We start from the raw sequence: 21075 nt of genomic DNA on the forward strand, positions 1-21075 counted from the left end.
TATAACCGTACCGGGCCCGGCGGAGTGACGTTATTCCGTCGCATGGGCCAGCGTGCGATCTGAAGCATCGCCGCTGAGAGCCCGCGTGACTTCATGGATCCGCCAGATTTTCCCTTCACGCAGCGTCGCAAACAGGTAAACCTCGATCTCTGCCTGACGACCGTCAGGATACGTGACCGTCACGATATGCCGGTCAGCCAGAAGTTTGTCATGACAGGCTATCTCCACCACGGTGAAGGCGATCGTGCGAGTCTGCGAGCTGACGTGGCTCAGGTGCTGGATAAATCCCCGGTAATCAAGCGTGTGACCGTCCGTAACCTGCTGGTAATCGGGCGTAAAGACCTCTGCCGGATCGATATCGCCGTTGAATAAGCGGGTTAACAGGCACGCCATCTTTTCGCGCTGTGCGGCGTTGTCGGTATCGGCTATCAGGGATGTGATTATGCTCATTAAGGGCTCCTTATGTGGTTTAGTCGCCATTATCCTTGACAGCCGAAGACGCAGTTTCTGTAATACGCCGATGAATAACGATTTTCGGTCAACATGACATGGTCAGTACTGAGACGCTCCTTCATCCTGGCGGGTACCGAACCCCCTGGCACAGCCATCGCGCTGGGCAGCTGTGGCGCATTGCAACGGGTCTGCTGGTGATTGAGTCACAGCGGGGGCGCTCGGTCGTACCGGCAAAACACATCGGCTGGATCCCGCCAGGTAATCAGCACGCCGCCTTTTCTGAAAGCGCGATAGAAGGCAGCGCCATCTATCTTGACCCCGCCTGCTGCACAAGGCTTCCCGATGTGCCCGCCCTGTTCGAGCCCGACGATCTTACCCATGCACTGTTTTCCCGCTTAAGCGTTGCTGAAAGCGAGTACGATCCGCGAAAGCTCACCCTGCTGCTGGATGAGCTTGCCGTGGCACCCCAGGTGCACTTTACTCTGCCCGTGCCGACGGATCCGCGTCTGAAGGACGTGGTCAGGCATTTGCTGCAGTTTGTCGATGATAATCAGACGGTTGAGAGCCATGCCCGCCAGGCGGGGATGAGCGTGCGTACGTTCAACCGTCGTTTTCGTGCCCAGACCGGAATGAACTTCGTTAACTGGCGGCAGCTGGCACGCGTGATGCAGGCAATGGAGTGGCTGGCCGCGGGGAAGCCGGTGGGGTGGATTGCGCTGTCCTGTGGCTACAGCAGCGTCAGCGCATTTATTGAGGTTTTCAGAGCATGGACCGGTAAAACGCCGGGGCAGTGGGCGGTTAAAGAAGTCCCTTTTGGGCGAAGGTAATGCGCGTGGCGAGGCTTTGTCAGGGATATTCGATTCTCCTTCTCCCGATTTCTACGTTTTGTTGTAGATTCATCCAGCATTCAGTGCTGGTAGTGGTGTGATCGGTGTTTATTCTCTCTGCCAGTTCAGAGATACGTAATTTTTCCTGGTTATTCATCATTAACGTTCTGTTTATAAATATAAAATAGATGCGGTATGATGCCCTCATCCCGACCCTCTCCCACAGGGAGAGGGAGAAAACTACCTCAACCCAGCAACGCGATTCCAGCCTCCGTCCTCAGCCAGCGCGGGGCTTTTAGCTGGTCGGCAAAATATCCAGTAAGTTCAAAGAGCAAATCCCCCATCACGCGTGCGGATTCGGGCGTAAGCGCGCCACTAATCAACAGTTGGGTAATTTCCTCGCAGTAGCGGCAGAGCTGGTCGGATTCGGTGTTGAATACAGGCTCACGTTCGGGAAACCGATCGACGGTGAGACGTTCCTGTAGGTGCTCAGGGATAGGCTCCAGCAGCATTGGGCGGAGCAGGGCAAACGTCGAGGCAAGACGACCGCAGAGGGCTATTTTTCTCGCGGGATTGGTCTCTTCCACCAGCGCTTCGCAATAGCGTTGGCAATTGTCGGCAAGTTCGATGAAGTCGGTGTTGCAGTCGAAAGGGGTCGTGAAAAGTGCGTTACTGGTGGTCATATGAAAGTTTCCATTAAGTGATTATGACACTGCCAGAGAAATGCCAATTTCCCGGGTGGCAGGACTGAACGGAGTTGGCATTACCGGCCTTAATGGACACCGGCGCGTCTTGCGACGCCCCCGCCCAGCCCACCATTGGAATGTAGCCAGACGCACGGCGCAACAAGAGCTGACGCCGCCATTAAGTTTAACCGGGATGCCAATCCCGACGCCAGATTTTGCTGGCGTGGGAGGAACATACGCCCGGTTAACCATAAAAAGAAGAAGGTTATCCAGGAAAAATCCAATCCTGTGAGGCGGCTTCAGGAAATGATGTAAGGCGTTTCATCAACGCTCCCTCAGCGCTTCCTTCGCCCGGTTAAACGGCTTAATCATATAATCCAGCACCGTTTTCTCCCCGGTCTTGATATCCACCGTCGCAATCATCCCCGGCACAATTGAGAAGTGCCTGCCTGCTTTATTCACCAGGTAATCCTGGCTGGTGCGGATAAACACCCGGTAATAGAACACTTCCGGCTTGGCTTCGTCCTGGATGGTGTCCGGGGAAATCGTCTCCACCACCCCGTGCAGCCCGCCGTAAATGGCGTAGTCGTAGGCGGTGATTTTGACCAGCGCCTCCTGGTTCGGATGGATAAAGGCGATATCGCGCGGCGAGAGGCGGGTTTCGATCAGCAGGTGATCGTCCACCGGCACGATCTCCATCAGCTCGCCGTTGGGCGGGATCACGCCGCCGATGGTGGTGACCTTGATGTTTTTCACGATCCCGCGCACCGGCGATTTCACCGTCAGGCGCGTGACGGAATCCTGACGGCCTTTCAGGATCGCCGAGACCATATCCACCTCCGCGTTGGCTTTCGAGAGCGCCTCGCGCGCCTGAACGTAATACTGCGAACGCAAGTCGGTGAGCTTCAGCTCCAGGTCACTTTTCTGCCGCTGCAGGCGCAGCACCTCTACGTGGCTGGCGGCCCCGGTTTTAACCAGCCGCTGGGTGATCGCCAGCTCCTTATTGGCGAGATCGAGCGCGGCGCGCAGCTCCCGCTGGGTATCCTCAAGCTGCGCGCGGCGGGAGTTGTAGAGCCGCGTTTCGTCGGCAATCAGCTCCGGCCATTCCTTCAGCGAAGGGGGGAACTTCAACGGCAGATCGTTCACCTCGGCATACAGGCGCGCGCTGGAGGCCAGCGAGGCACGGTAGCGTGCCGCACTTTCGCCGACGTTTGATTCTGAACGCGTGGGATCAAGGCGCGCCAGCACTTGTCCAGCCTGCACCTGATCGCCCTCGTGGACGTTCAGCTCGGTGAGGATCCCCCCGTCCAGCGACTGTAAAACCTGCTCGCGCGAGCTGGGGATCACTTTGCCGGTACCGGTTGAGACCTCATCCAGCATGCCAAACCAGGCCCAGATCCCGAGGACGATAAACAGCAGCAGAGAGAGGATCACGATTCGTCGCGCGCCGGTGTAGCCGCTTTCAGAACCGAGCGCATTATCCAGATCGTCCATTGCCGCGGCATCACGCTGACTGATTTTCATTTTTCCACTCCCTTGCGGCGGCTGCCTGCTGTTGTTGCATGCGGCTGTTGTTCAGCGCCTGCGCTTTCGGGGCATCCATCACCAGCATGCCCTCCTTGAGCACCACTACCCGCTCGACCAGTTCCAGCACCGGCACGCGATGGGTGGCGACGATCAGCGTACGGTGGCCGAGCCAGGCGCTCAGACGCTGGATAAATTCCCGTTCGGTATGCTCATCCAGCGAGGCGGTGGGTTCGTCCATCAGCACGATATTCGGGTCGCGCAGCAGCATGCGCGCCAGCAAAATCGACTGCCGCTGGCCGCCGGAGAGCCCCACGCCGTTCTCCATGATCGGATAGTCCAGCCCCTTCGGCAGCTTCTGCACAAAGCTCGCCGCGCCGGTTAACTCCAGCGCGGCGAAAATCTCGTCGTCGGTGGCGCGCGGCATGCCGAGGGTGATGTTTTCCCGCAGGGTGCCGTAAAACAGCCGCGCGTTCTGGGTCATAAAGCCGACGTTGCGCCGGACGTCGGCGACATCGAGGTGCGGCAGGCTGAGGTTGTCGAGCCGCAGTTCGCCGCCGGCCAGATCCATCCCGCCCGCCATCGCCTGCAGCAGGGTTGATTTGCCCGCGCCGTTACGCCCGAGGATCGCCACTTTCTCACCGGGCTTGATCTCCAGACGGTTGATGCGCAGCGCCATGCGCGGATCCTCCGGGTGATAGCGAAACTGCGCCTGCTCGAACAGGTAGTGACCGCGCAGCACATCCTGGCGGATCGGCGTCTCCTCGCGCTGGTTCTCGGTCGGCAATTGCATAATGCTGTCCAGCCCCTCTTTTGCCGCTTTCACCTGCTGCCAGCGGGCCAGCACGCCGCACAGCGTCGCCATGGGGGCGATCATGCGCGAGGCCAGCATCGAGGCGGCGACCACCGAACCGGTGGTCAGCGTGCCGTCGATCACCATCGGCGCGCCGACCACGATCACGGCGGCGTAAACCAGGCTCTGGATGGTCATCCCCCAGCTGATCAGGTTCTGTGTCAGCTCGCGGGTGCGCAGGCCAGATTCCGCGGTGATCTGGATATAGCTGTTCCACTGCTGCAAAAAGCGGTTTTCCGCCTGCATCAGCTTGATGTCTTCCAGCCCCTGCACGCTCTCCACCAGCACCGCGTTGCGCAGGGTCGATTCATGGGCGGATTGTTTCGCCAGCTCCGCCAGCTTCTTCTGCAGCAGCAGACCGGGCAGAACCATGATCACCGCCGCCACCGGGGCGATCCACGCCAGCTGCGGGGCGATAATCGCCAGCACCACCACAAACAGTAAGAAGAAGGGCAGATCGACAATCGTCGAGATGGTGGAGGAGGTGACCATCTCGCGGATCTGCTCCAGCTCGCGCAGCTGGGAGATAAAGCTCCCGGTAGAGCGCGGGATGGCGCTGTTGCGCAGCCGCAGGGCGTGGCCGAACACGCGATCCGAGACGCGCAGATCCGAGCGCTTGCCCAGCAGATCCATAATGTGCCCGCGCGCCACGCGCAGCACGAAGCCAAACAGGGTGGCGATCAGCACCCCGATGGTCAGCACGTACAGCGTCGGGTAGGACTGGGCGGGGATGACCCGGTCGTACACCTGCATGGAAAAGACAATCCCGGAGAGCGACAGCACGTTGATAAACAGCGCGGCGAGCATCACCCAGCTGTAGGGGCGCAGGTCGCGCATCACCAGCCGGTAGAGCCAGTCCGGGCGGTATTTTGAGATATAGGCGTCCACCCGACTGTCCTTCAGCGCCGCCAGCGGACGCAGGGCGATGACGTGGCGGATGGCGGGCAGCATCGCCGTCATCGACAAACGGTTGGTGTAGGCCTGGTCGTCAAAGAAGCTGACCTCCAGCGTATCGTCGCCGTCGAAATGTTCGATTACCCCGACCCTGCCGTCGTTTAGCGCCACCACCACCGGCAGACGCCAGCTGTTGATCGACTGCTGGCTGGCGGTAAGCAGCTGAAACGACAGCCCCGCCTCGCGGGCGAGCTGGGTGAGGGCGGGCACCATCGGTTTACCTTTCAGCCACGGCGCACCCGCCAGCAGCGCGCCGGGAGAGCAGGCGACGCGGTAGCGCGTGGCGATAAAGCCAAAGGCCTGCGCCCACTGGGCCAGGGCGTCATCCGTCATGGGTTCAGCTTGCGGCATATCACGCTCTTTCATGGCTGGATCTCCACGGTCTGGATGGTGCGGTTATCAAGATCGAACGCATGGCTCAACTGCCCGGTGTTGTAGAGGCAGTTGAGCTGCAGCTGATGCAGCTGGCCAAGGGTCTGTTGCTGGGTAAAACGCGCCTGGTAGACCTCCTGCTCGGCGTTGAGCACATCGAGCAGCGGGCGTGAGCCCAAATCAAGATACTGCTGCTGGTACAGTTCGCGGGTGCGGGCGCTGAGCGCCTCCTGGCGACCCTGGATCTGCAGGGTGCTGAGCAGGCTCATCACCTGGCTGCGTGCCTCCAGCAGCTTCTGGCGAACCTCAAGGCGGGTGCGCTGAATGGTGGATTGCGCCGCTTCCACCGCGTGCCCGGCGGCGTTGCGCCGGGCGGTGAGGCCGCCGCCCTGATAGAGCGGCATCTGCACTTTCACCCACGCGGAGTATTGCGTGCGATCCCGCGTTTCGTTACCCGCATAGCGGTCGTTGAGGTAGTGACGCACTTCCGGCTCCAGTGAGACGGTCGGGGTCATCTGGGCGTTGGCGTAGTCGAGGTTGGCCTGGGCGACGTTTGCCTGCGCCCAGGCCGCTAACACCGCAGGCACCAGACGATCGTCCGGCTCGGCGATGTCACAGCTGCGGGCCAGCTTTTGCGGAAAATCGTTCCCCACCTCGTTGAGGGAGTTCCAGCCGAGAAAACTCATCAGCGTGGCGCGGGCGCTGTCGAGGCTGGCCTGGTACTGCATCAGCTGGGCGCGGGCGCCTTCGATACGGGCATCGGTCTGCACCACGTCAGAGAGCGAGGTGGCCCCTTCGTCGTTACGCAGTCGGGTCAGCTTGCCAATCGAGGAGAGGGCGTCGAGCTGCTCTTTGGCGGTATCGACCATCTGCTGCCAGGTTTGCACTTCCACCATGGCGATGGCGGTATCGTGGGCGATGGTGTCGATGCTCACCAGCACGTTGGCCTGCTGCTGGGCAACCCCGGCGTTTTCGGCACGCACCTGGCTTGCCACCTTGCCAAAGTCGTACAGCATCTGGGAGAGGGAGAGCACCAGCGATGGCGTGAAGCCGTTATCATCGCCGTCATGGGTATAGCCGTTGTCCATTCCGGCGTTAATTTGCGGGTAGTATTTCGATTTGGCGACGTCCACCTCTTCGCTCTGCTGGTAGAGCTTTCCCACCGCTTCACTGATGGCCGGGTGCCAGGTGACGGCGCGGTTGACGGCGTCGCCAAGCTGCAGCGTGCCGGGGGCGGCATTGCCCACCACAGGCGCCACGCGGCCATTCAGGGCGGGGAGTTCCTGCGTTTCGCGAAGTTGTCCGGTATTGATCATCGCCGCCGGATTAGCGGAGAGTGCGGGCACAGATATCAGGCAGCACGAGAGCCACCAGTAAGGCATCATCTTTCCCATGTCATGTCCCTAATAAAAAATAAGTACAGCTTTATTGTTTATGCCCGGGCGCAGTGCGCCCGGGTCAGGTACTGCAGGTGCTATCAGGTCACGATGTGTTGCTGGTTAACTAACTCGTCGTAGGTGGTCTGGACGTTATCCAGCGTCACGAGCGTGGTATTGGTATAGGTGCTTCCTGTACCGTCACGGTCGATGGAGATCACGGTACTGCCATTGCTGTTCGTCACATGCAGGTAATTACCAAGCGTTGACGCACTGCCGTTCCAGCCCACCAGCAGATCGCCGATGTCAATTTTGTCTCCCTGGGCCAGCGAGAAGTTGGTCCAGTGATCGCCGGCGGTACTGCTGACGTTACCCGCGGTGGCGTTGCCTGCGGTGCTGTTCAGCACCTGATAAATCAGCGTATCGCCGTACGCGGTGCCGGTAATGACATCGTTATGCTCAGAACTGACGAACTGCGGCGCCATATTGATGGTCAGCGTGGCGTTGTCCGTATTGCCGTTGGCATCGGTGAGGGTGTAGTTGAAGACCTCCTTCGACGTGATGGTTGAGAGCGACACCCCGCTGTTGAGGGTGTAGGTGTAGTGGCCGTCTGCGCCAATCGCCAGCGTGCCGTAATGACCCGTGACGTTGACCAGCGTGCTGCCGGTGTAAGGATCCAGCGTGGTGGTGGTGCCGTCGTAGCCGGTAATGGTGACGCGGGTATCGACCGACTGCAGCTGATCCATCGCCCCGGCGGAATCCGTGCCGTCGAAGATATTGCCGTCAACGGTGTGGCCGCTGGTGGAGTCGAACTGGGTCAGCGAGTAGGTGGTACCGTTCACGCTCGGGGTGATGGTGATGTTGCCCACGCTCAGCCCCGGTACGCTGCCGGTATAGCTCAGCGTATAGGTCCCGGCATTCAGATCCAGCCCGGTCAGGGGAACGTCAATACTGCCGCCCAGCAGAGAGCCACCGCTGAAGGAGCCGGTGCGGATAACACCGTTGGCATCACTGATCGTCCAGTTCACCGTCAGTCCGCCCAGCGCCAGCAGCGACGCGACGTCAAAGTGCAGCGACGCGCTATGCAGGGCGGTGTTCGGATCCACCACAAAGGTCCCGCTTCCGCTGCCCGTGGTGGTACCTAACAACGAGGTGGTCCAGCTGGCGCTGCCGACGGTGGTGTCAGCGTAGGCCGAGGTATGGTGTACCGACGTGACACTCATCTCGGTGCTGACATCGTTCACCGCATCCATTGCCCGCGCGGTTGGGGTAATGTTGAGCGAGCCCGTATCTTTCGCGCCGTTTGGTGCCGTAATGGTATAGACGAAGGTGTCCGGCGTGCTGATATGGTCCGCACCCACGCCGTTTCGCAGGGTGTAGGTGTACTGACCGGACGAATCAATGGTCAGCGTGCCGTATTCTCCCTGAATGTCGGTTGTTCCACTGCTGTTAACCGCCACACCGTTCACTGCCGTCACCACCGTGCCATCCGGCACCGGATCGTTCGCCAGCACATCCCCCGTGGTGCTCTCTCCGATACTGGAGACGCTGTAGACATGATCCTCCAGCACGCTCAGGGTGTAGGCCGTCAGCGCGGTGATCCCTGCCGCCGTATTGAGCAGGAACAAGTACTCCCCGCCAGGCAGGTTCAGCGTCAGCTGGGAGGAGGTGCCGCCCAGCAGCGGCGCACGCAGCCAGCCCGGCTCAACGCGCATCTGCTCGAAGGTCTGGGTCGCATTGTTGAACTTATAGACGTACAGGTCGAACACCGAGGCCAGGGCTACGCCCCCCACGGAGGCCTGAATCGTCATGGTGCGGGTCGTCCCTTCCTCCACGGTGTAGATGATCGGGTTGGTCATATCGTCCAGCAGGTTCAGCCCCAGCGTGTTGCCGAGATTGATCCCCACCAGGGTAAAGCCGCTTTGCGACGAGGTGCCGTTGTCGATGGCCTGGACGGTGGTGTCGAAGGTCAGGGAAGCCGCGTCGTCTACGGCGACAATGCCATTCGCCACGCTGCCCGCACCGAGCGACAGCACGAGGTTCGCCGACGCGCTGACACCGTTATGGGTGATGGTGTAGGTGAAGCTCTCCGTGCGGCCAATGACGGCTGCACTGGTGTCGGTGAGGTTGTAGGTGTAGCTGCCGTCGCGGTTGATGGTTAGCGTACCGTACTGCCCCTGAATCACCGTGCCGTCGGCGTTGACGCTGGTGGTGACCCCCAGCGCGTTGGTCACGGCGGAGACGGTCGTACCTGCCGGGGCATTATCGCTGCCTGCGGTAGGATCGGTATCCAGGATCACGTTACCGTCCAGGCTGGTGTCGCCCGTGACGGTCCCGGCGCTGGTCTCTTTCACCGCCACATCCAGGCTGGTGTACGAGCCGGTTGCCAGCAGGTTGGTGTTGTAGCTCAGCACGCGATACTGGCCATCAGCCAGCCCGGTCAGGTTCAGCGACACGCCGGTGGCCCCAAGGGTCAGCAGGTCGGCGAACTGCGGTTGTCCGGTATCCACGACGGTGGTCCAGGTGCCGTTGACGCTGTCGAAACGCTGCACCACCAGCTCCAGGGTGTTGAGCAGCGAAAGCACGGCCCCCGTGGCGTTGGCATTCACCACAATATCCGCACTGCCGCCGCTGCCCACGTTGAACTCAACCTGGGCAGTATCGTTGCCCAGCAGGGTCAGCACGTTGCCCACGGCACCCACCAGCAGGAAGCCGTAGTCGCTGTACTGGCTGTTGGTGACGGTGGCGGTGGTGCTGAGCTCCAGCTCTTCAACGTTATTGCTGGCAGAGAGCGGCACCACCGGCGCAAGGACCGAGCCCGGCTGCGAGGTGTTACCCGCCGCATCGGTAGCCGTGATCTGCAGGGTCTGGCCTTCGGTCTGCTTGTTGAGGAAGGTGTAGCTGTAGGCGCCATTGCTGTCTGCGGTGGTGGTCACCGTTGACCCGTCCGCGAGGCGGATGGTGACGGTGCTGCCCGCTTCGGCCGTACCGGTCAATACGCTGCCGTCAGCGTTAAAGGTCCCGGCAGGCGCGGTTGGCGCCGTCACGTCGACGATAACGGTTGTCGGAAGCGAGATCGGGCTGGTGCCGGCTGAGTTGGTTGCCGTGGCGGTAAAGGCGTGTGAGCCCTCGCTTAATGCCGGGGTCGTAAAACTCCAGTTACCGCTGGCATCGGCCACAACCGTACCCATCGACACGCCGTTGTTATACAGCGTGACGGTGGCGTTCGGCTGTGCGGTGCCGCTCAGGGTTGGCGTGGTGTCATCGGTGGTTTTACCGTTGGTCAGCCCTCCGGTAACGCTACCGACGTTATCGTCAATGTTGGCGATAACCGGAGCGTTCGGAATGTTGGTTGATGGCGCAACCACCGAGGCGCTGACGCCAGCGTTACCGGCCTTATCGGTCGCGTAGACCAGCAGCGCTTCACCGTTGGTCTGCGCCGGGGTGAGGGTAGCGCTAAAGTTGCCGTTACCGTCTGCCGTCGCGGTACCGAGCACCGTGCCGGTACCGCTGGTGATGGTGACGGTGCTGCCCGCTTCCGCGGTACCGGTGACCTGGGTTCCGTTAGCGATCACCTTCAGGCTGGTCGGTGCACCCGGTGCCGTCAGGTCAACCAGGATTGTGGTCACGGTTGATGGCGCGCTGGTATTGCCCGCGGCATCGGTGGCGGTGGCGGTGAAGCTGTGCGAACCTTCCGTCAACGTGGTGGTGGTCTGCGCCAGCGTCCAGTTGCCGTTGGCATCGGCGGTGACCGTGCCCACCAGCGTGGTACCGTCGTAGATACGCACCGTCGCATTGGCTTCGGCGGTACCGCTCAACGCTGGTCGGGTGTCGTTGGTCGGGTTATTGCCCGTCACCGGCCCGGTAACGCTGCCCACGTCGTCTACAATCGCGCTGATGACCGGCGCGGCTGGCGCGGTGGCATCCACGTTGATCACATACCCGGTGGTAGGTGCGCTGGCGTTGCCCGCCGCATCGGTGGCGGTGAACGTCAGGCTGTGCTGACCATCGCTGAGCGCCGGTGACGGAGTAAAGCTCCAGTTACCGCCGGTGGCGACAACGCTGCCAATCTGCACGCCATTATCGAAGATTTTCACCGTCGCGCCCGCTTCCGCCGTCCCGGTGAGGGTTGGCTGCGCGTCGTTGGTCAATCCGCCATTGGCGACAGGCGTAGCGGCATTGCCGACATCATCCACAATGCTGCTCAGCACCGGCTGCGCAGGCGGCGTGGTGTCGATGGTCAGGTTGAAGGTTGCTGACGGCGCGCTGGTGTTACCTGCCGCATCCGTCGCCTGAGCCGTGAAGCTATGTGGACCGGTTGCCAGCGTGGTGGTCAGCAGAATGCTCCAGTTTCCGCTGGCATCCGCGGTACCGGTGCCCACCAGCGTCGTTCCTTCATAAATATTCACCGTGGCAAACGGCTCGCTGGTACCAACGAGACGCGGAATGGTGTCGTCGGTGCTTTGTCCGGAGCTGACCGGGCCGGTGATCGTGCCCACGTCATCAACCGCCTGGCTGATAACCGGCGCGTTAGGCGCAGTGGTATCCACCACCAGCGTAAAGTCAGGCGATGCGGGGCTGACGTTGCCCGCCGCATCGGTGGCCGTGACGGTCCAGGTGTGGCTACCATTCGCCAGCGCGGTGGACGGGGTAAAGCTCCACGCGCCGCTGCCGTCAGCCTGGGCGGTACCGACCTGCTGGCCGTCCTGATAGACCGTGATGGTCGCGTTGGCCGCGGCTGTGCCGTTAAGGGTTGGGGTGGTGTCGTCCGTGCTCTGCCCGGAGGAGAGCGGTGTCTGAACGCTGCCCACGTTATCGCTCGCGGTCAAAATGGACGGCGCTGTCGGGGCGGAGGTATCCACCGTCAGGTTAATCGGTGCCGACGTGCTGCCGGTATTGCCTGCTGCATCGGTGGCGTTGAAGGTAATGGCATGTGGTCCTTCGGTGAGCGCCGTGCCCGGGGTGAAGGTCCAGTTCCCCTGAGCATTGACGACCGCGGTGCCAATCTCGCTGCCATCGACAATGATGTGCACCGTGGCACCGACTTCGCCCGTGCCGTTGAAGGTGGGTTTCGTGTCGTTGGTGCTGCTGCCGCTGGTGAGCGTCCCGGTGACCGGACCGACATCGTCAATCACGCTGGTGACTACCGGCGCGGAAGGACCGGCGGTATCAACCGTGAAGACGAAGACCGGCGAGTTGGCTGAGACGTTACCGGCGGCATCGCTGGCGTTGATGCGAATGTTATAGCTGCCATCTCCCAGCGCCGGATTAGGGGTAAAGCTCCAGTTGCCGTTGCTGTCTACCGGTGCGGTACCGATCTCCACGCCATTGTTCAGAATGTGGATGGTACTGCCGACGGCGCCTGTCCCGCTGAGCGTTGGCGTCGTGTCATTGGTGACCTGGCCGGTGGTGAGGTTACCGACAATCCCGCCCGCCACGTTGTCGCTGACGGTTTCCAGCACGGGGACCGCTGGCGCCGTGAGGTCAACCACCACGCTCCAGGCGTTTGACGACAGGCTGATGTTACCCTGCGGATCGGTGGCCTTGACGGTGAAGCTGTGTGGCCCTTCGACGAGGGCGGTCTCAGGCGTAAAGCTCCACGCGCCGGTACCGTCCGCCGTGACGATGCCAATCTGCGTATTGCCATCAAAGATGGTCACCACGCTGTTCGCTTCCGCCGTACCGGAGAGGGTTGGCGTTGCATCGTTGGTGGTATTGCCGCTGACCACGGTTGTGGCGGTGTTGCCGACATCATCGGTGACGTTAACAATCACCGGGGTGGTGGAGCTGGTGTCAACCACGATGGTGAAGCCTGCCGATGGTGCACTCTGGTTGCCCGCCGGATCGGTCTCACGGATGGTGAGGACGTTATTGCCCTCCGCCAGCGCGGACGGCGTGAAGCTCCAGTTACCCGTCTGGCCGACCACGGTGGTGCCCAGCAGGGTGCCGTTGCTGTAAATGGAGATGGTATCGCCCGCCGTGCCGCTACCGGTAAGGGTTGGGCGGTTGTCATTGGTGGTCTGCCCGTTTGTCAGTGGGCCGATGCCAGGGCTGACATCATCGATAACCGCGCCAATAACAGGCGCGTCGGGCGCGGTGAGATCAACGGTGACGGTCGCCGCCGGTGAACGTCCGCTGGTTTCGCCATTCAGCGTGGCGGTGACCTCAAAGGTGTGCGGTCCTTCACCCAGCGGCAGAGCTGGCGTATAGGTCCAGTTGCCGTTTGCATCGGCGGTTACGGTTGGCAGCAGAACCTGCACACCGTCCTGGTAGACGGTAATTATGCTGCCTGGCTCTGCCGTCCCAACAAGGGTCGGCGTCGTGTCGTTGGTGGTTTTGTCTTTCACATCGCCCGTGACCGGGGCCGTATCGTCGTTGATGACCGTAATGACGGGCACGTCCGGGAGATTCGGCAGCGTACCAGTGACGGTATAGGAGGCTTCAGGACTGAGATTACCTGCGGCATCCGTGGCGGTGATGGTCAGCGCCGCGCCGTCCTGCTGGGCCGGGCTGAGCGCCACGGAGAAGTTGCCGCCTGAGACTACCCCGGTACCGATCACGTTACCGCTGGCGTCTTTGACGATAATGGTGGCGCCCTCTTCGCCGGTACCGGTCAGCGGCGTCCCCTGTGCGGCCACGTTGATATTGTCCGGCGCCGCCGGAAGCACGGTATCCACCGTAACGGCAAGCGGTGCAGAGCTTCCTGAAGCGTTACCCGCCGGGTCGACCGACGAGACGGTAAAGCTGTGTGGGCCTTCCCCCAGCGTGGTGTCGGCGGTCCAGCTCCAGGTACCGTCCGGCTGGACGGTGACCTGGACTGTGGATGGCGTACCGTCCACGCTGACAATCACGGTGGTGCCCGGCTCGCCGGTGCCGTTGAGGGTTGGCGTACCGTCGCGGGTGTAGAGCGTCCCGTTGGTGAGCTGGCTGTCTGTAACGCTGTTAATCAGCGGGATCTCAGGATCAGTGGTATCGACGGTGACGGTATAGACCGGGCTGAGTGCGCTGACGTTACCCGCTGCGTCAACTGCCGCAACGGTGATGTTCAGCGGGCCATCCGTCTGCGTGGGCAGGGTCAAAGACCATTCGCCGTTAACCACTACCACGCGTCCAAGCTCGACGCCGTTGTTGTAGACGATCACCGTTTCACCCGTCACACCGGTTCCGCCGACGGTTGGCGTGGTATCGGTAGTAAAACCGCCATTCGGCTCACCGGCGACGGCGCTAATCACCGGGGTATCCGGTGCGAGGGTATCGACAGTGATGGTGATCCCCGTAGAAGGGTCAGAGACGTTACCCGCCTCGTCGGTGGCGGTAGCGGTAAATTCGTGGCTGCCCTCGTCAATGGCGCTTTCAGGACGCCAGCTCCAGTTACCGTTGCCGTCTACCGTGACCGTACCCACGGCGGTTGGCGTGCCGCCATCAACGCTGTCGTAAATGGTAATCACGTCATTCGGCGTGCCGGTGCCACTCAGTACCGGACGCGGATCGTTGATGGTTTCGCCATCGGCCACCGGGCCGGTTATCTGGCTGACGCTGTCGGTAATCACCGGGACCGCTGGCGCAGCCGGTGCGTCGGTGTCGATGGTGATGGTCACCGGCTGGGACGGGGCGCTTTCGTTGCCCGCGCCGTCCTTGTTGGTGACGGTCAGGGTAATGTCGTAGGTGCCGTTGGGCAGGTCGGTGGAGGGTGTCCAGCTCCAGTTGCCGTCGCCGTCCACCACGGCGTCACCGATTTTGTCGGTGCCGTTGTAAATCGTCACCGTATCGCCCGGGTTACCGGTACCGCTCAGCGTCGGCGTGGTATCACGGGTGGTTTCCCCCGGGTTCAGCGACGTAGGTGCTGAGCCATCCGGGTTAACGGTGATGGCTGGCGTGTCTGGTGTGGCCGGTGCGACGGTATCAATCACCAGCTCGAACGGATCCGAAATCGAGGTATTCCCGGCGGCATCTGTGGCATGGATCGTCAGCGAATGCGGGCCGTCGGTGAGCGGCGTGGTAGGGGTAAAGCTCCAGCCGCCGCTGCCGTCGAGCGTTGCGGTGCCGAGCAGCGTGGTGCCGTCATACACGGTGATGACCGTGCCATCCGGGGCGCTGCCCTGAAGTAACGGCTGGGTGTCATCCGTGGTATCGCCGCTGTTGAGCGGGCCTTTAACGTCTCCGGCATCGTCGGTGACGGTTGCCAGCGTCGCGACCGGCGGTGGGGTGGTATCAACGGTAAAGGTAAATCCACCGGATATCGGGCTGGTGTTACCGGCGACGTCGGTGGCGATCGCGGTCAGGGTATGCGTGCCGTCGCCAACCGGTGTGGTGGGCGTAAAGGTCCATGCGCCGCTGTTACCGACTACCGCCGTGCCGATATCGACGCCATCCAGACGGATGGTGATCGTTGAGCCGGGTTCGCCGGTACCGTTGAGCGTCGGCGTTGCGTCATTAGTGGTTTCGTTGACATCCAGCGGGCCGGTGCGCCCAGGCACATTATCCACAAGCTGGGTGATGGCGGGCGCATCAGGCGCCGTTCCATCAATGGTAATGGTCCAGGCATTTGATACGTTACCGTTGCTTGATGTCGCCGTCAGTACATGGGCACCTTCGGCCAGCGGGGTGGATGGCGTAAAGGTCCACTGGCCGGATGATGGAACAACAACCGTGCCGAGGACGTCGCCGCCGCTATGGATGGTGATGGTCGAGCCGGGCTCCGCCGTGCCGTTCAGGGTAGGGGTGCGGTCATTGGTGATCCCATTCTGGCTGATGGGGCCTGTGACGCCGGGTTCATCATCCACCACAGAGAGGATATCCGGTGTCGTGTCCGGTGCGGTGAGGGTCGCCGCTGGACTCTGGTTGCCCGCCGCGTCAGTGGCTACCACCGAAAGCTGCTCGCCGTTTGTTTGGGCAGGCGAAAGGGTCGCAACAAAGTTACCGTTGCCGTCAGTGGTGGCGCGGCCAATCACGTCGCCGTTGCTGTTGGTGATGACGATTTTGCTGCCTGGCTCGGCGGTGCCGGTAACCTGGGTTCCCACCGGGTTAATGGCAATAACGGGCAGCGCCGGTGGCGTGGTATCCACGGTAAAGTTCACCGGCTGCGATTCTGCGCTCTGGTTACCCGCCGCATCGGTTTGTTTAATGGTGATCGAGTGCGGGCCTTCCGCGAGCGGGTTGTCTGGCCGGAGGCTCCAGGTGCCGTTGGGCAGTACGGTGGTTTTCCCTATCAGCACGCCGTTGTCATAGACCAGGATTGTGCCGCCAGGCTCTCCTCGTCCCGCCAGAAGTGGTTCAGAGGAGTCGGTGAACTGGCCAGCGGTAATCGCCCCTTTAATGGCCCCGGTCTCATCGCTCAGTACAATCGCCGTTGGCGCTGCCGGAGGGGTGAGATCCACGGTGAGGGTGAAGACCGGAGAGGCTGGCCCGGTGTTGCCGGCGGCATCGGTTGCCCGAACGGTAAACTGGTGGGTGCTTTCACCAAGATTGACCGGTGGGGTGAAGGACCATGTGCCGTTACTGGACACCACCGCAGTGCCAATAGCGACAGAGCCATCGTAAATGGTTACGGTGGAGCCGGCTTCTGCGGTACCCGAGAGCTGAGGACGCGGATCGTTAGTGCTGCCCCCGCTGTTTACCGTCCCTTTACCGGGGTCAATATCGTCCGTTGCGCTGGTGATGGTTGGGGCTCCGGGCGCAACCGTATCGACAACAAAACTGACGGCTGCGGATGCCGGGCTGGTATTGCCTGCCGCGTCGGTCGCGGTTGTGGTAATGGTGTGGCTGCCGTTGGCAAGATCGGTGGTGGGGGTAAAGCTCCAGCTACCTTTGGCATCTACCTGGGTGGTGCCAATCGGCTTGCCGTTATCGTAAAAGGTGATGGTGCTGCCTGGCTCGCCGATGCCGCTGAAGGTCGGGCGGGGATCATCGGTACGCTCGCCGTTTTCCAGCGGGCCAGCCTTACTGCCGACATCGTCATTCACCAGCAGAATATCTGGAGCATCCGGGACGGTGATGTCCGGTGCGGTCACGGTTGTGCCCGGACTGGTATTCCCCGAGGGATCCGTTGCGGTGGCGGTGATTTGTTCGCCGTTGGTCAGCGGCGTGCCCAGGTCGATGGTGAATTTACCGTCGCTGCCGGTTTTGCCGGTGCCGATGACGTTGCCGTCGGCGTCTTTCAGCGTGATGGTACTGCCAGGCTCGGCGGTACCGGAGACGGTTTTACCATCCGGCGAGAACTGAAGGCCGGACGGCGCATTCGGCGGAGTGGTATCCGGATCGGAAGGGTTTGTCGGCGTGCCGGGGTTGCTGCCGTTGTCATCATCGTCATCCCCACCGCCGCCGCCTCCGGTGCTTGCCGCCGCCGCGATGCCACCAGCGGCGACAATGCCACCCAGTACCCACGGCCAAATGGCGGCGCCACCGGCATCACTGCCGGATGCGGCAAGCAGGACGTCCGTGGAGGCGATGGATTCATAGGTGGCGGCCCCGGCGGGATCCTGAATCCACCATAGCGCCCCTTCGCTGTCCTGCAGGACCAGTTGGCTCGCCCCCTGAGCATCGGTGACGTAGAAATTTTTAATGGTAATCACCTCGCCGGAGTGGAGCGTGATCACCAGATCGTTACCGCTGCGGGCGAAATCGGCGACATTGGCTCGCTCAACCTTAAGCTCAACGATAGAGGTGTGGCTCAGCGTAACCTGGGTGCCTTCTGATGTGGTTTCAACGCCCGTAAGTTTCGATATAACAGAGATTTGGCTCATTTAGTGATGACTCCAGCAGAGTTGTCGTTAACGGCGAGCAAGACGAGCCATCTCTGTGAAGGGTAAAGCGCGCCCCCGGCGGAGTGACTGTTATTTAAACAGTACTAACCGTATTTTTTTCAGCGCGAACGATGCCCGCCAGAATAGAGAGTGGCAACATCAGAGCGGATCTATTTATTTAAGAAAAATTATCAACAATGTGATTTTGTCTTTTATATAACCTTGTAATTAATAGAGGAATTAATCCGGGACGGTATGAAAATGATATAGTCAGAAAAGTCTGGATATGCAAATTAAGCTTCTGTAAATACGGATGGAGAATGTGATGTAGGTATTGGTTTATAGATGATGAATAGAGTTTTTGGTGTATAACTATTTGTTTTAAATGGATTGTTTTGATTTTGAAGAACGTGATTTTTAAGCGTCAATAATGCTGATAAAAAATTGGTAGGTGAATTTTGTTATCTTATTTCAACGGGTGTTGTTTATGGCGGCTTAATTGCGGTTTAAGATAGGGTAACGTTTTTGATGTAAGATATATTATATTTTTACAGGGTTTAAAAATATTCTTTTATATGCGTCATTTTCTGCTAATGAGAAAAATAATTCCAGGACGGGAGGGTTGTAAAATAACCACATTTATATTGCTAAGAAATACGCCACAGGCATGATTTTGTTGCTGTAAAAAAAATCAGCGGGAGAGTGAATAAAAAGCGCCGCCCACGCGTTTACTCACGTAATCTCTCATACCCAGGAGCGTTGTATGAACACCCCCTCTCTTCGTCTGATCCCGGTGCTACTTTTTTCACTGTACGCGCCGCTGGCGTTGGCCATGGGCGATAATAGTACCGAGAGCAAAACACCCGACTGTCCTTCCGGACAGGTGTATGACAGCGCAACCCAGAAATGCGTGCCCGACAAGAGCAGCAGCCTCAGCGATAAGGACAAAACTGACTATGCGTATCATCTCGCTAAAAAAGGCGAGTACCAGGCGGCGCTGAATCTTCTTGATTCGCTGAAAAACGGCAATACCGCGGAAGCATGGAATTATCGCGGGTATGCCACCCGTAAACTTGGCCGCACGGACGAAGGGATTGGTTATTACCAGCGTGCGCTCGCTATCGCCCCCGATTATGCGCAAGCCCGGGAGTATCTCGGCGAGGCGTGGATGGTGAAAGGACGGCCCGATCTGGCAAAAGAGCAGTTGAAGGTGATTGCCGGTATTTGCGGCCAGACCTGCGAGGAGTACCGCGATCTGCAGGCCGCCATTAACGGGCAACCGGGATCCTGACGTTCTCGTGGAGGGAAAACATATCGCTACCAGTGAGGTTCGCCAGCAGTTAGCCGCGCATCTGTCGCGCCTCTGGCGCTATGGGCTGGTGTTGTCGCGAAACCGGGATATCGCTGAAGAGCTGGTTCAGTCCACCTGCGTACGTGCGCTGGAAAAGAGCCGTCAGTACACCCCTGGCACGCGTATCGACAGGTGGCTGTTCGCGATCCTGCACTCCATCTGGATCTCCGAGTTGCGGGCGCGGCACGTCCGTCAGGGGCAGGGATTTGTCGCCAGTGATGAACTTATCGCTCCGGACACCCGTGAACAGGATGAGACGCGTCTGCACTACCTGAAGGTGATGCAGCGCGTCAATGCGCTCCCCGAAGCCCAGCGCAACACCGTTTTTTTGGTTTATGTCGAAGGCTTTACCTATCAGGAAGCAGCGGACACCCTGGCGGTGCCGGTTGGTACCGTGATGAGCCGTCTGGCAACGGCGCGGGCGACGCTGGCAAAGTCGAATGACGCACCGCCCCCGGCGAAGGAGAAACGCTCTTGAACGCGCACCGTTTTACACCGCCCTATAATGACGAGGCTATCGTGGCATGGATAGATGGCGAGATGTCTCCTGCCGACGCACAGCAATTTGCCGCCCGGCTCAAAAGCGATGCCCGGCTCTCAGCGCGCACTGCTGAGCTGATGAAAAGCAACCAGGACTATGCCCGGGCGTTTACCGCCATGCTGGACGACGCTCCGCTGGCGAAGATGCAGGCCCGGCTGGATGCCCTTCCCGAACCGCCATCCGTCACGTCAGCGGGGGTGAGCAGACGAGCTCTGATTGCGGCGTCGCTCAGTTTTCTGCTGGTGGGCGCAGGAGTCGGGCGCTGGCTGAGCCCGGCCACCGGCGCTGTGGATGAGAATGCCCATATTCGCGACCTCGAAGCACAATACATGTCCCTTTACAGTGCCGAGACGCTGCTGGATATGGACAGCGCTCTGCCTGTGCTTCAACGCGGGCTGCAGCGGGCAGCACAGGATATTGGCCTGCAGCTGCAGGCATCACAGCTTATCCTGCGCGGGGCTGAGCTTAAGATGGTGCGTATGCTGCGCTATGAAACCACCTCGATTGCACAAATCGCCTGGATCCATGCCGACTTCGGCCCGATGGCGCTTTGCATCTCCCCGACAGGACAGGCGACGACGGCCGCGCTTCAACAGGAGCAACGGCACGATATGAACCTGGCGTGGTGGCATCACGCGGGGTATCAGTTTGTCCTGATTGGCCGCAATCCGCCGTCGCAGTTGCAAATAAACGCTGAGCAACTGCAACGCCAGCTGTCATAACGACGGAACCGCGCTGGCCTGGATCGCAATGGCGATGGCAATGCGATCATCAACGACCAGCGCAAATTTATCCATGCCGTAGGCGGCACGGGAGATAGTCGTTGTGGCATCCAGCGTGAGGAGGTGCGCGTGCGCATCCTTGACGACGGCCTCCAGAATCACTGGCCGGGAAAGGGCTCTGACGGTCAGCGTGCCAAATACCCTGTACCGTCCCGATCCCTGAGCGACCACGCGAGAGCTGGTAAAATCGATGGTGGGATAGCGCTCAGCTTCAAAGAACATATCGCTTTTCAACTGCCAGGTGAGCAGGCTGTTTGAGGCCACAAGGGTCGCTACCGGGACGGTGACGTGAATACGATCGTCAAGGTCATTATCCGGGTTAAGGGTAACGTCACCCGTGACGCCGCTGAATCTGGCCCACGAGAGGATGCCACCGAAAGCATGCCACGATAGCCGGATGGCGGTGTTGTCGGTGTCGATGGTATAGCGCTGTGGGGCGGCCAAAGCCCACGGGCAGACTAAAACAAGCAGTATTGCCAGGCGTCGTAGCATTTCAGGATCTCTTTTAGGGTGGCAGGGAGTAAACGCGCCACCCTGAAGATCTATTCGGCGTTATGCGTCAGGTTGTTTTCACGATATTCACCGAGATTTCAACGCCGTGGCTTTCTGGTGCG

11 protein-coding genes are annotated in these 21075 nt (G+C 60.4%); 4 read left to right on the plus strand and 7 right to left on the minus strand.

Annotation, left to right across the window (positions count from 1 at the left end):
- Positions 1-30: 30 nt before the first annotated feature.
- Positions 31-450, minus strand: a complete 420-nt coding sequence (locus NQ842_RS06495; protein WP_257256637.1) for a nuclear transport factor 2 family protein — start codon at positions 448-450, stop codon at positions 31-33.
- Between the two features lie 98 nt (positions 451-548).
- Here NQ842_RS06495 and NQ842_RS06500 point away from each other — a divergent pair, with 98 nt between their 5' ends.
- Positions 549-1280: an AraC family transcriptional regulator gene (locus NQ842_RS06500; protein ID WP_257256638.1), complete on the plus strand. Its 732-nt coding sequence runs from the start codon at positions 549-551 to the stop codon at positions 1278-1280.
- A 245-nt stretch (positions 1281-1525) separates the two neighbouring features.
- On the opposite strand, the gene NQ842_RS06505 is transcribed toward NQ842_RS06500, so the two are convergent.
- The 5 genes from NQ842_RS06505 to NQ842_RS06525 form a co-directional block, all read right to left on the minus strand.
- Positions 1526-1963 carry a hypothetical protein gene (locus NQ842_RS06505; RefSeq protein ID WP_047361489.1) on the minus strand — a complete coding sequence of 146 codons (438 nt, stop codon included), beginning with the start codon at positions 1961-1963 and terminating at the stop codon, positions 1526-1528.
- Positions 1964-2290: 327 nt separating this feature from the next.
- Positions 2291-3460 carry an HlyD family efflux transporter periplasmic adaptor subunit gene (locus tag NQ842_RS06510; RefSeq protein WP_257256913.1) on the minus strand — a complete coding sequence of 390 codons (1170 nt, stop codon included), beginning with the start codon at positions 3458-3460 and terminating at the stop codon, positions 2291-2293.
- Between the two features lie 10 nt (positions 3461-3470).
- Entirely contained in the window at positions 3471-5663 is a 2193-nt protein-coding gene (locus NQ842_RS06515; protein WP_257256639.1) for a type I secretion system permease/ATPase, read from the minus strand.
- Positions 5660-7063 carry a TolC family outer membrane protein gene (locus NQ842_RS06520; protein WP_257256640.1) on the minus strand — a complete coding sequence of 468 codons (1404 nt, stop codon included), beginning with the start codon at positions 7061-7063 and terminating at the stop codon, positions 5660-5662. The genes NQ842_RS06515 and NQ842_RS06520 overlap by 4 nt, the downstream gene beginning before the upstream one ends.
- Before the next feature lie 83 nt (positions 7064-7146).
- Positions 7147-17787 carry a BapA/Bap/LapF family large adhesin gene (locus NQ842_RS06525; RefSeq protein WP_257256641.1) on the minus strand — a complete coding sequence of 3547 codons (10641 nt, stop codon included), beginning with the start codon at positions 17785-17787 and terminating at the stop codon, positions 7147-7149.
- Between the two features lie 763 nt (positions 17788-18550).
- Between NQ842_RS06525 and NQ842_RS06530 the strand changes: the two genes are divergently transcribed.
- Genes NQ842_RS06530 through NQ842_RS06540 form a run of 3 tightly spaced genes read left to right on the plus strand, consistent with a single transcriptional unit; the run spans position 18551 to position 20401 of the window.
- The gene (locus NQ842_RS06530; RefSeq protein ID WP_014832974.1) at positions 18551-19078 is read left to right on the plus strand and encodes a tetratricopeptide repeat protein; all 528 of its coding nucleotides are present in this window, start codon (positions 18551-18553) and stop codon (positions 19076-19078) included.
- A gap of 7 nt (positions 19079-19085) precedes the next feature.
- Entirely contained in the window at positions 19086-19616 is a 531-nt protein-coding gene (locus tag NQ842_RS06535; protein WP_014832973.1) for an RNA polymerase sigma factor, read from the plus strand.
- A complete protein-coding gene (locus tag NQ842_RS06540) occupies positions 19613-20401 on the plus strand; it encodes an anti-sigma factor (protein WP_014832972.1) in 789 nt (262 codons plus the stop codon). The genes NQ842_RS06535 and NQ842_RS06540 overlap by 4 nt, the downstream gene beginning before the upstream one ends.
- Here NQ842_RS06540 and NQ842_RS06545 read toward each other — a convergent pair.
- Positions 20396-20953 carry a YceI family protein gene (locus NQ842_RS06545; RefSeq protein WP_192544551.1) on the minus strand — a complete coding sequence of 186 codons (558 nt, stop codon included), beginning with the start codon at positions 20951-20953 and terminating at the stop codon, positions 20396-20398. The genes NQ842_RS06540 and NQ842_RS06545 overlap by 6 nt on opposite strands.
- Positions 20954-21075 lie beyond the last annotated feature (122 nt).

This window comes from Enterobacter cloacae complex sp. R_G8, from assembly GCF_024599795.1.
In the GTDB taxonomy this organism is placed as follows: domain Bacteria; phylum Pseudomonadota; class Gammaproteobacteria; order Enterobacterales; family Enterobacteriaceae; genus Enterobacter; species Enterobacter dissolvens.

Excerpts from the sequence above, each read along its gene's own strand:
- NQ842_RS06495 (WP_257256637.1), bottom strand. The coding sequence starts at position 450 with ATGAGCATAATCACATCCCTGATAGCCGATACCGACAACGCCGCACAG.
- NQ842_RS06500 (WP_257256638.1), top strand. The coding sequence starts at position 549 with ATGGTCAGTACTGAGACGCTCCTTCATCCTGGCGGGTACCGAACCCCC.
- NQ842_RS06505 (WP_047361489.1), bottom strand. The coding sequence starts at position 1,963 with ATGACCACCAGTAACGCACTTTTCACGACCCCTTTCGACTGCAACACC.
- NQ842_RS06510 (WP_257256913.1), bottom strand. The coding sequence starts at position 3,460 with ATGGACGATCTGGATAATGCGCTCGGTTCTGAAAGCGGCTACACCGGC.
- NQ842_RS06515 (WP_257256639.1), bottom strand. The coding sequence starts at position 5,663 with ATGAAAGAGCGTGATATGCCGCAAGCTGAACCCATGACGGATGACGCC.
- NQ842_RS06520 (WP_257256640.1), bottom strand. The coding sequence starts at position 7,063 with ATGGGAAAGATGATGCCTTACTGGTGGCTCTCGTGCTGCCTGATATCT.
- NQ842_RS06525 (WP_257256641.1), bottom strand. The coding sequence starts at position 17,787 with ATGAGCCAAATCTCTGTTATATCGAAACTTACGGGCGTTGAAACCACA.
- NQ842_RS06530 (WP_014832974.1), top strand. The coding sequence starts at position 18,551 with ATGAACACCCCCTCTCTTCGTCTGATCCCGGTGCTACTTTTTTCACTG.
- NQ842_RS06545 (WP_192544551.1), bottom strand. The coding sequence starts at position 20,953 with ATGCTACGACGCCTGGCAATACTGCTTGTTTTAGTCTGCCCGTGGGCT.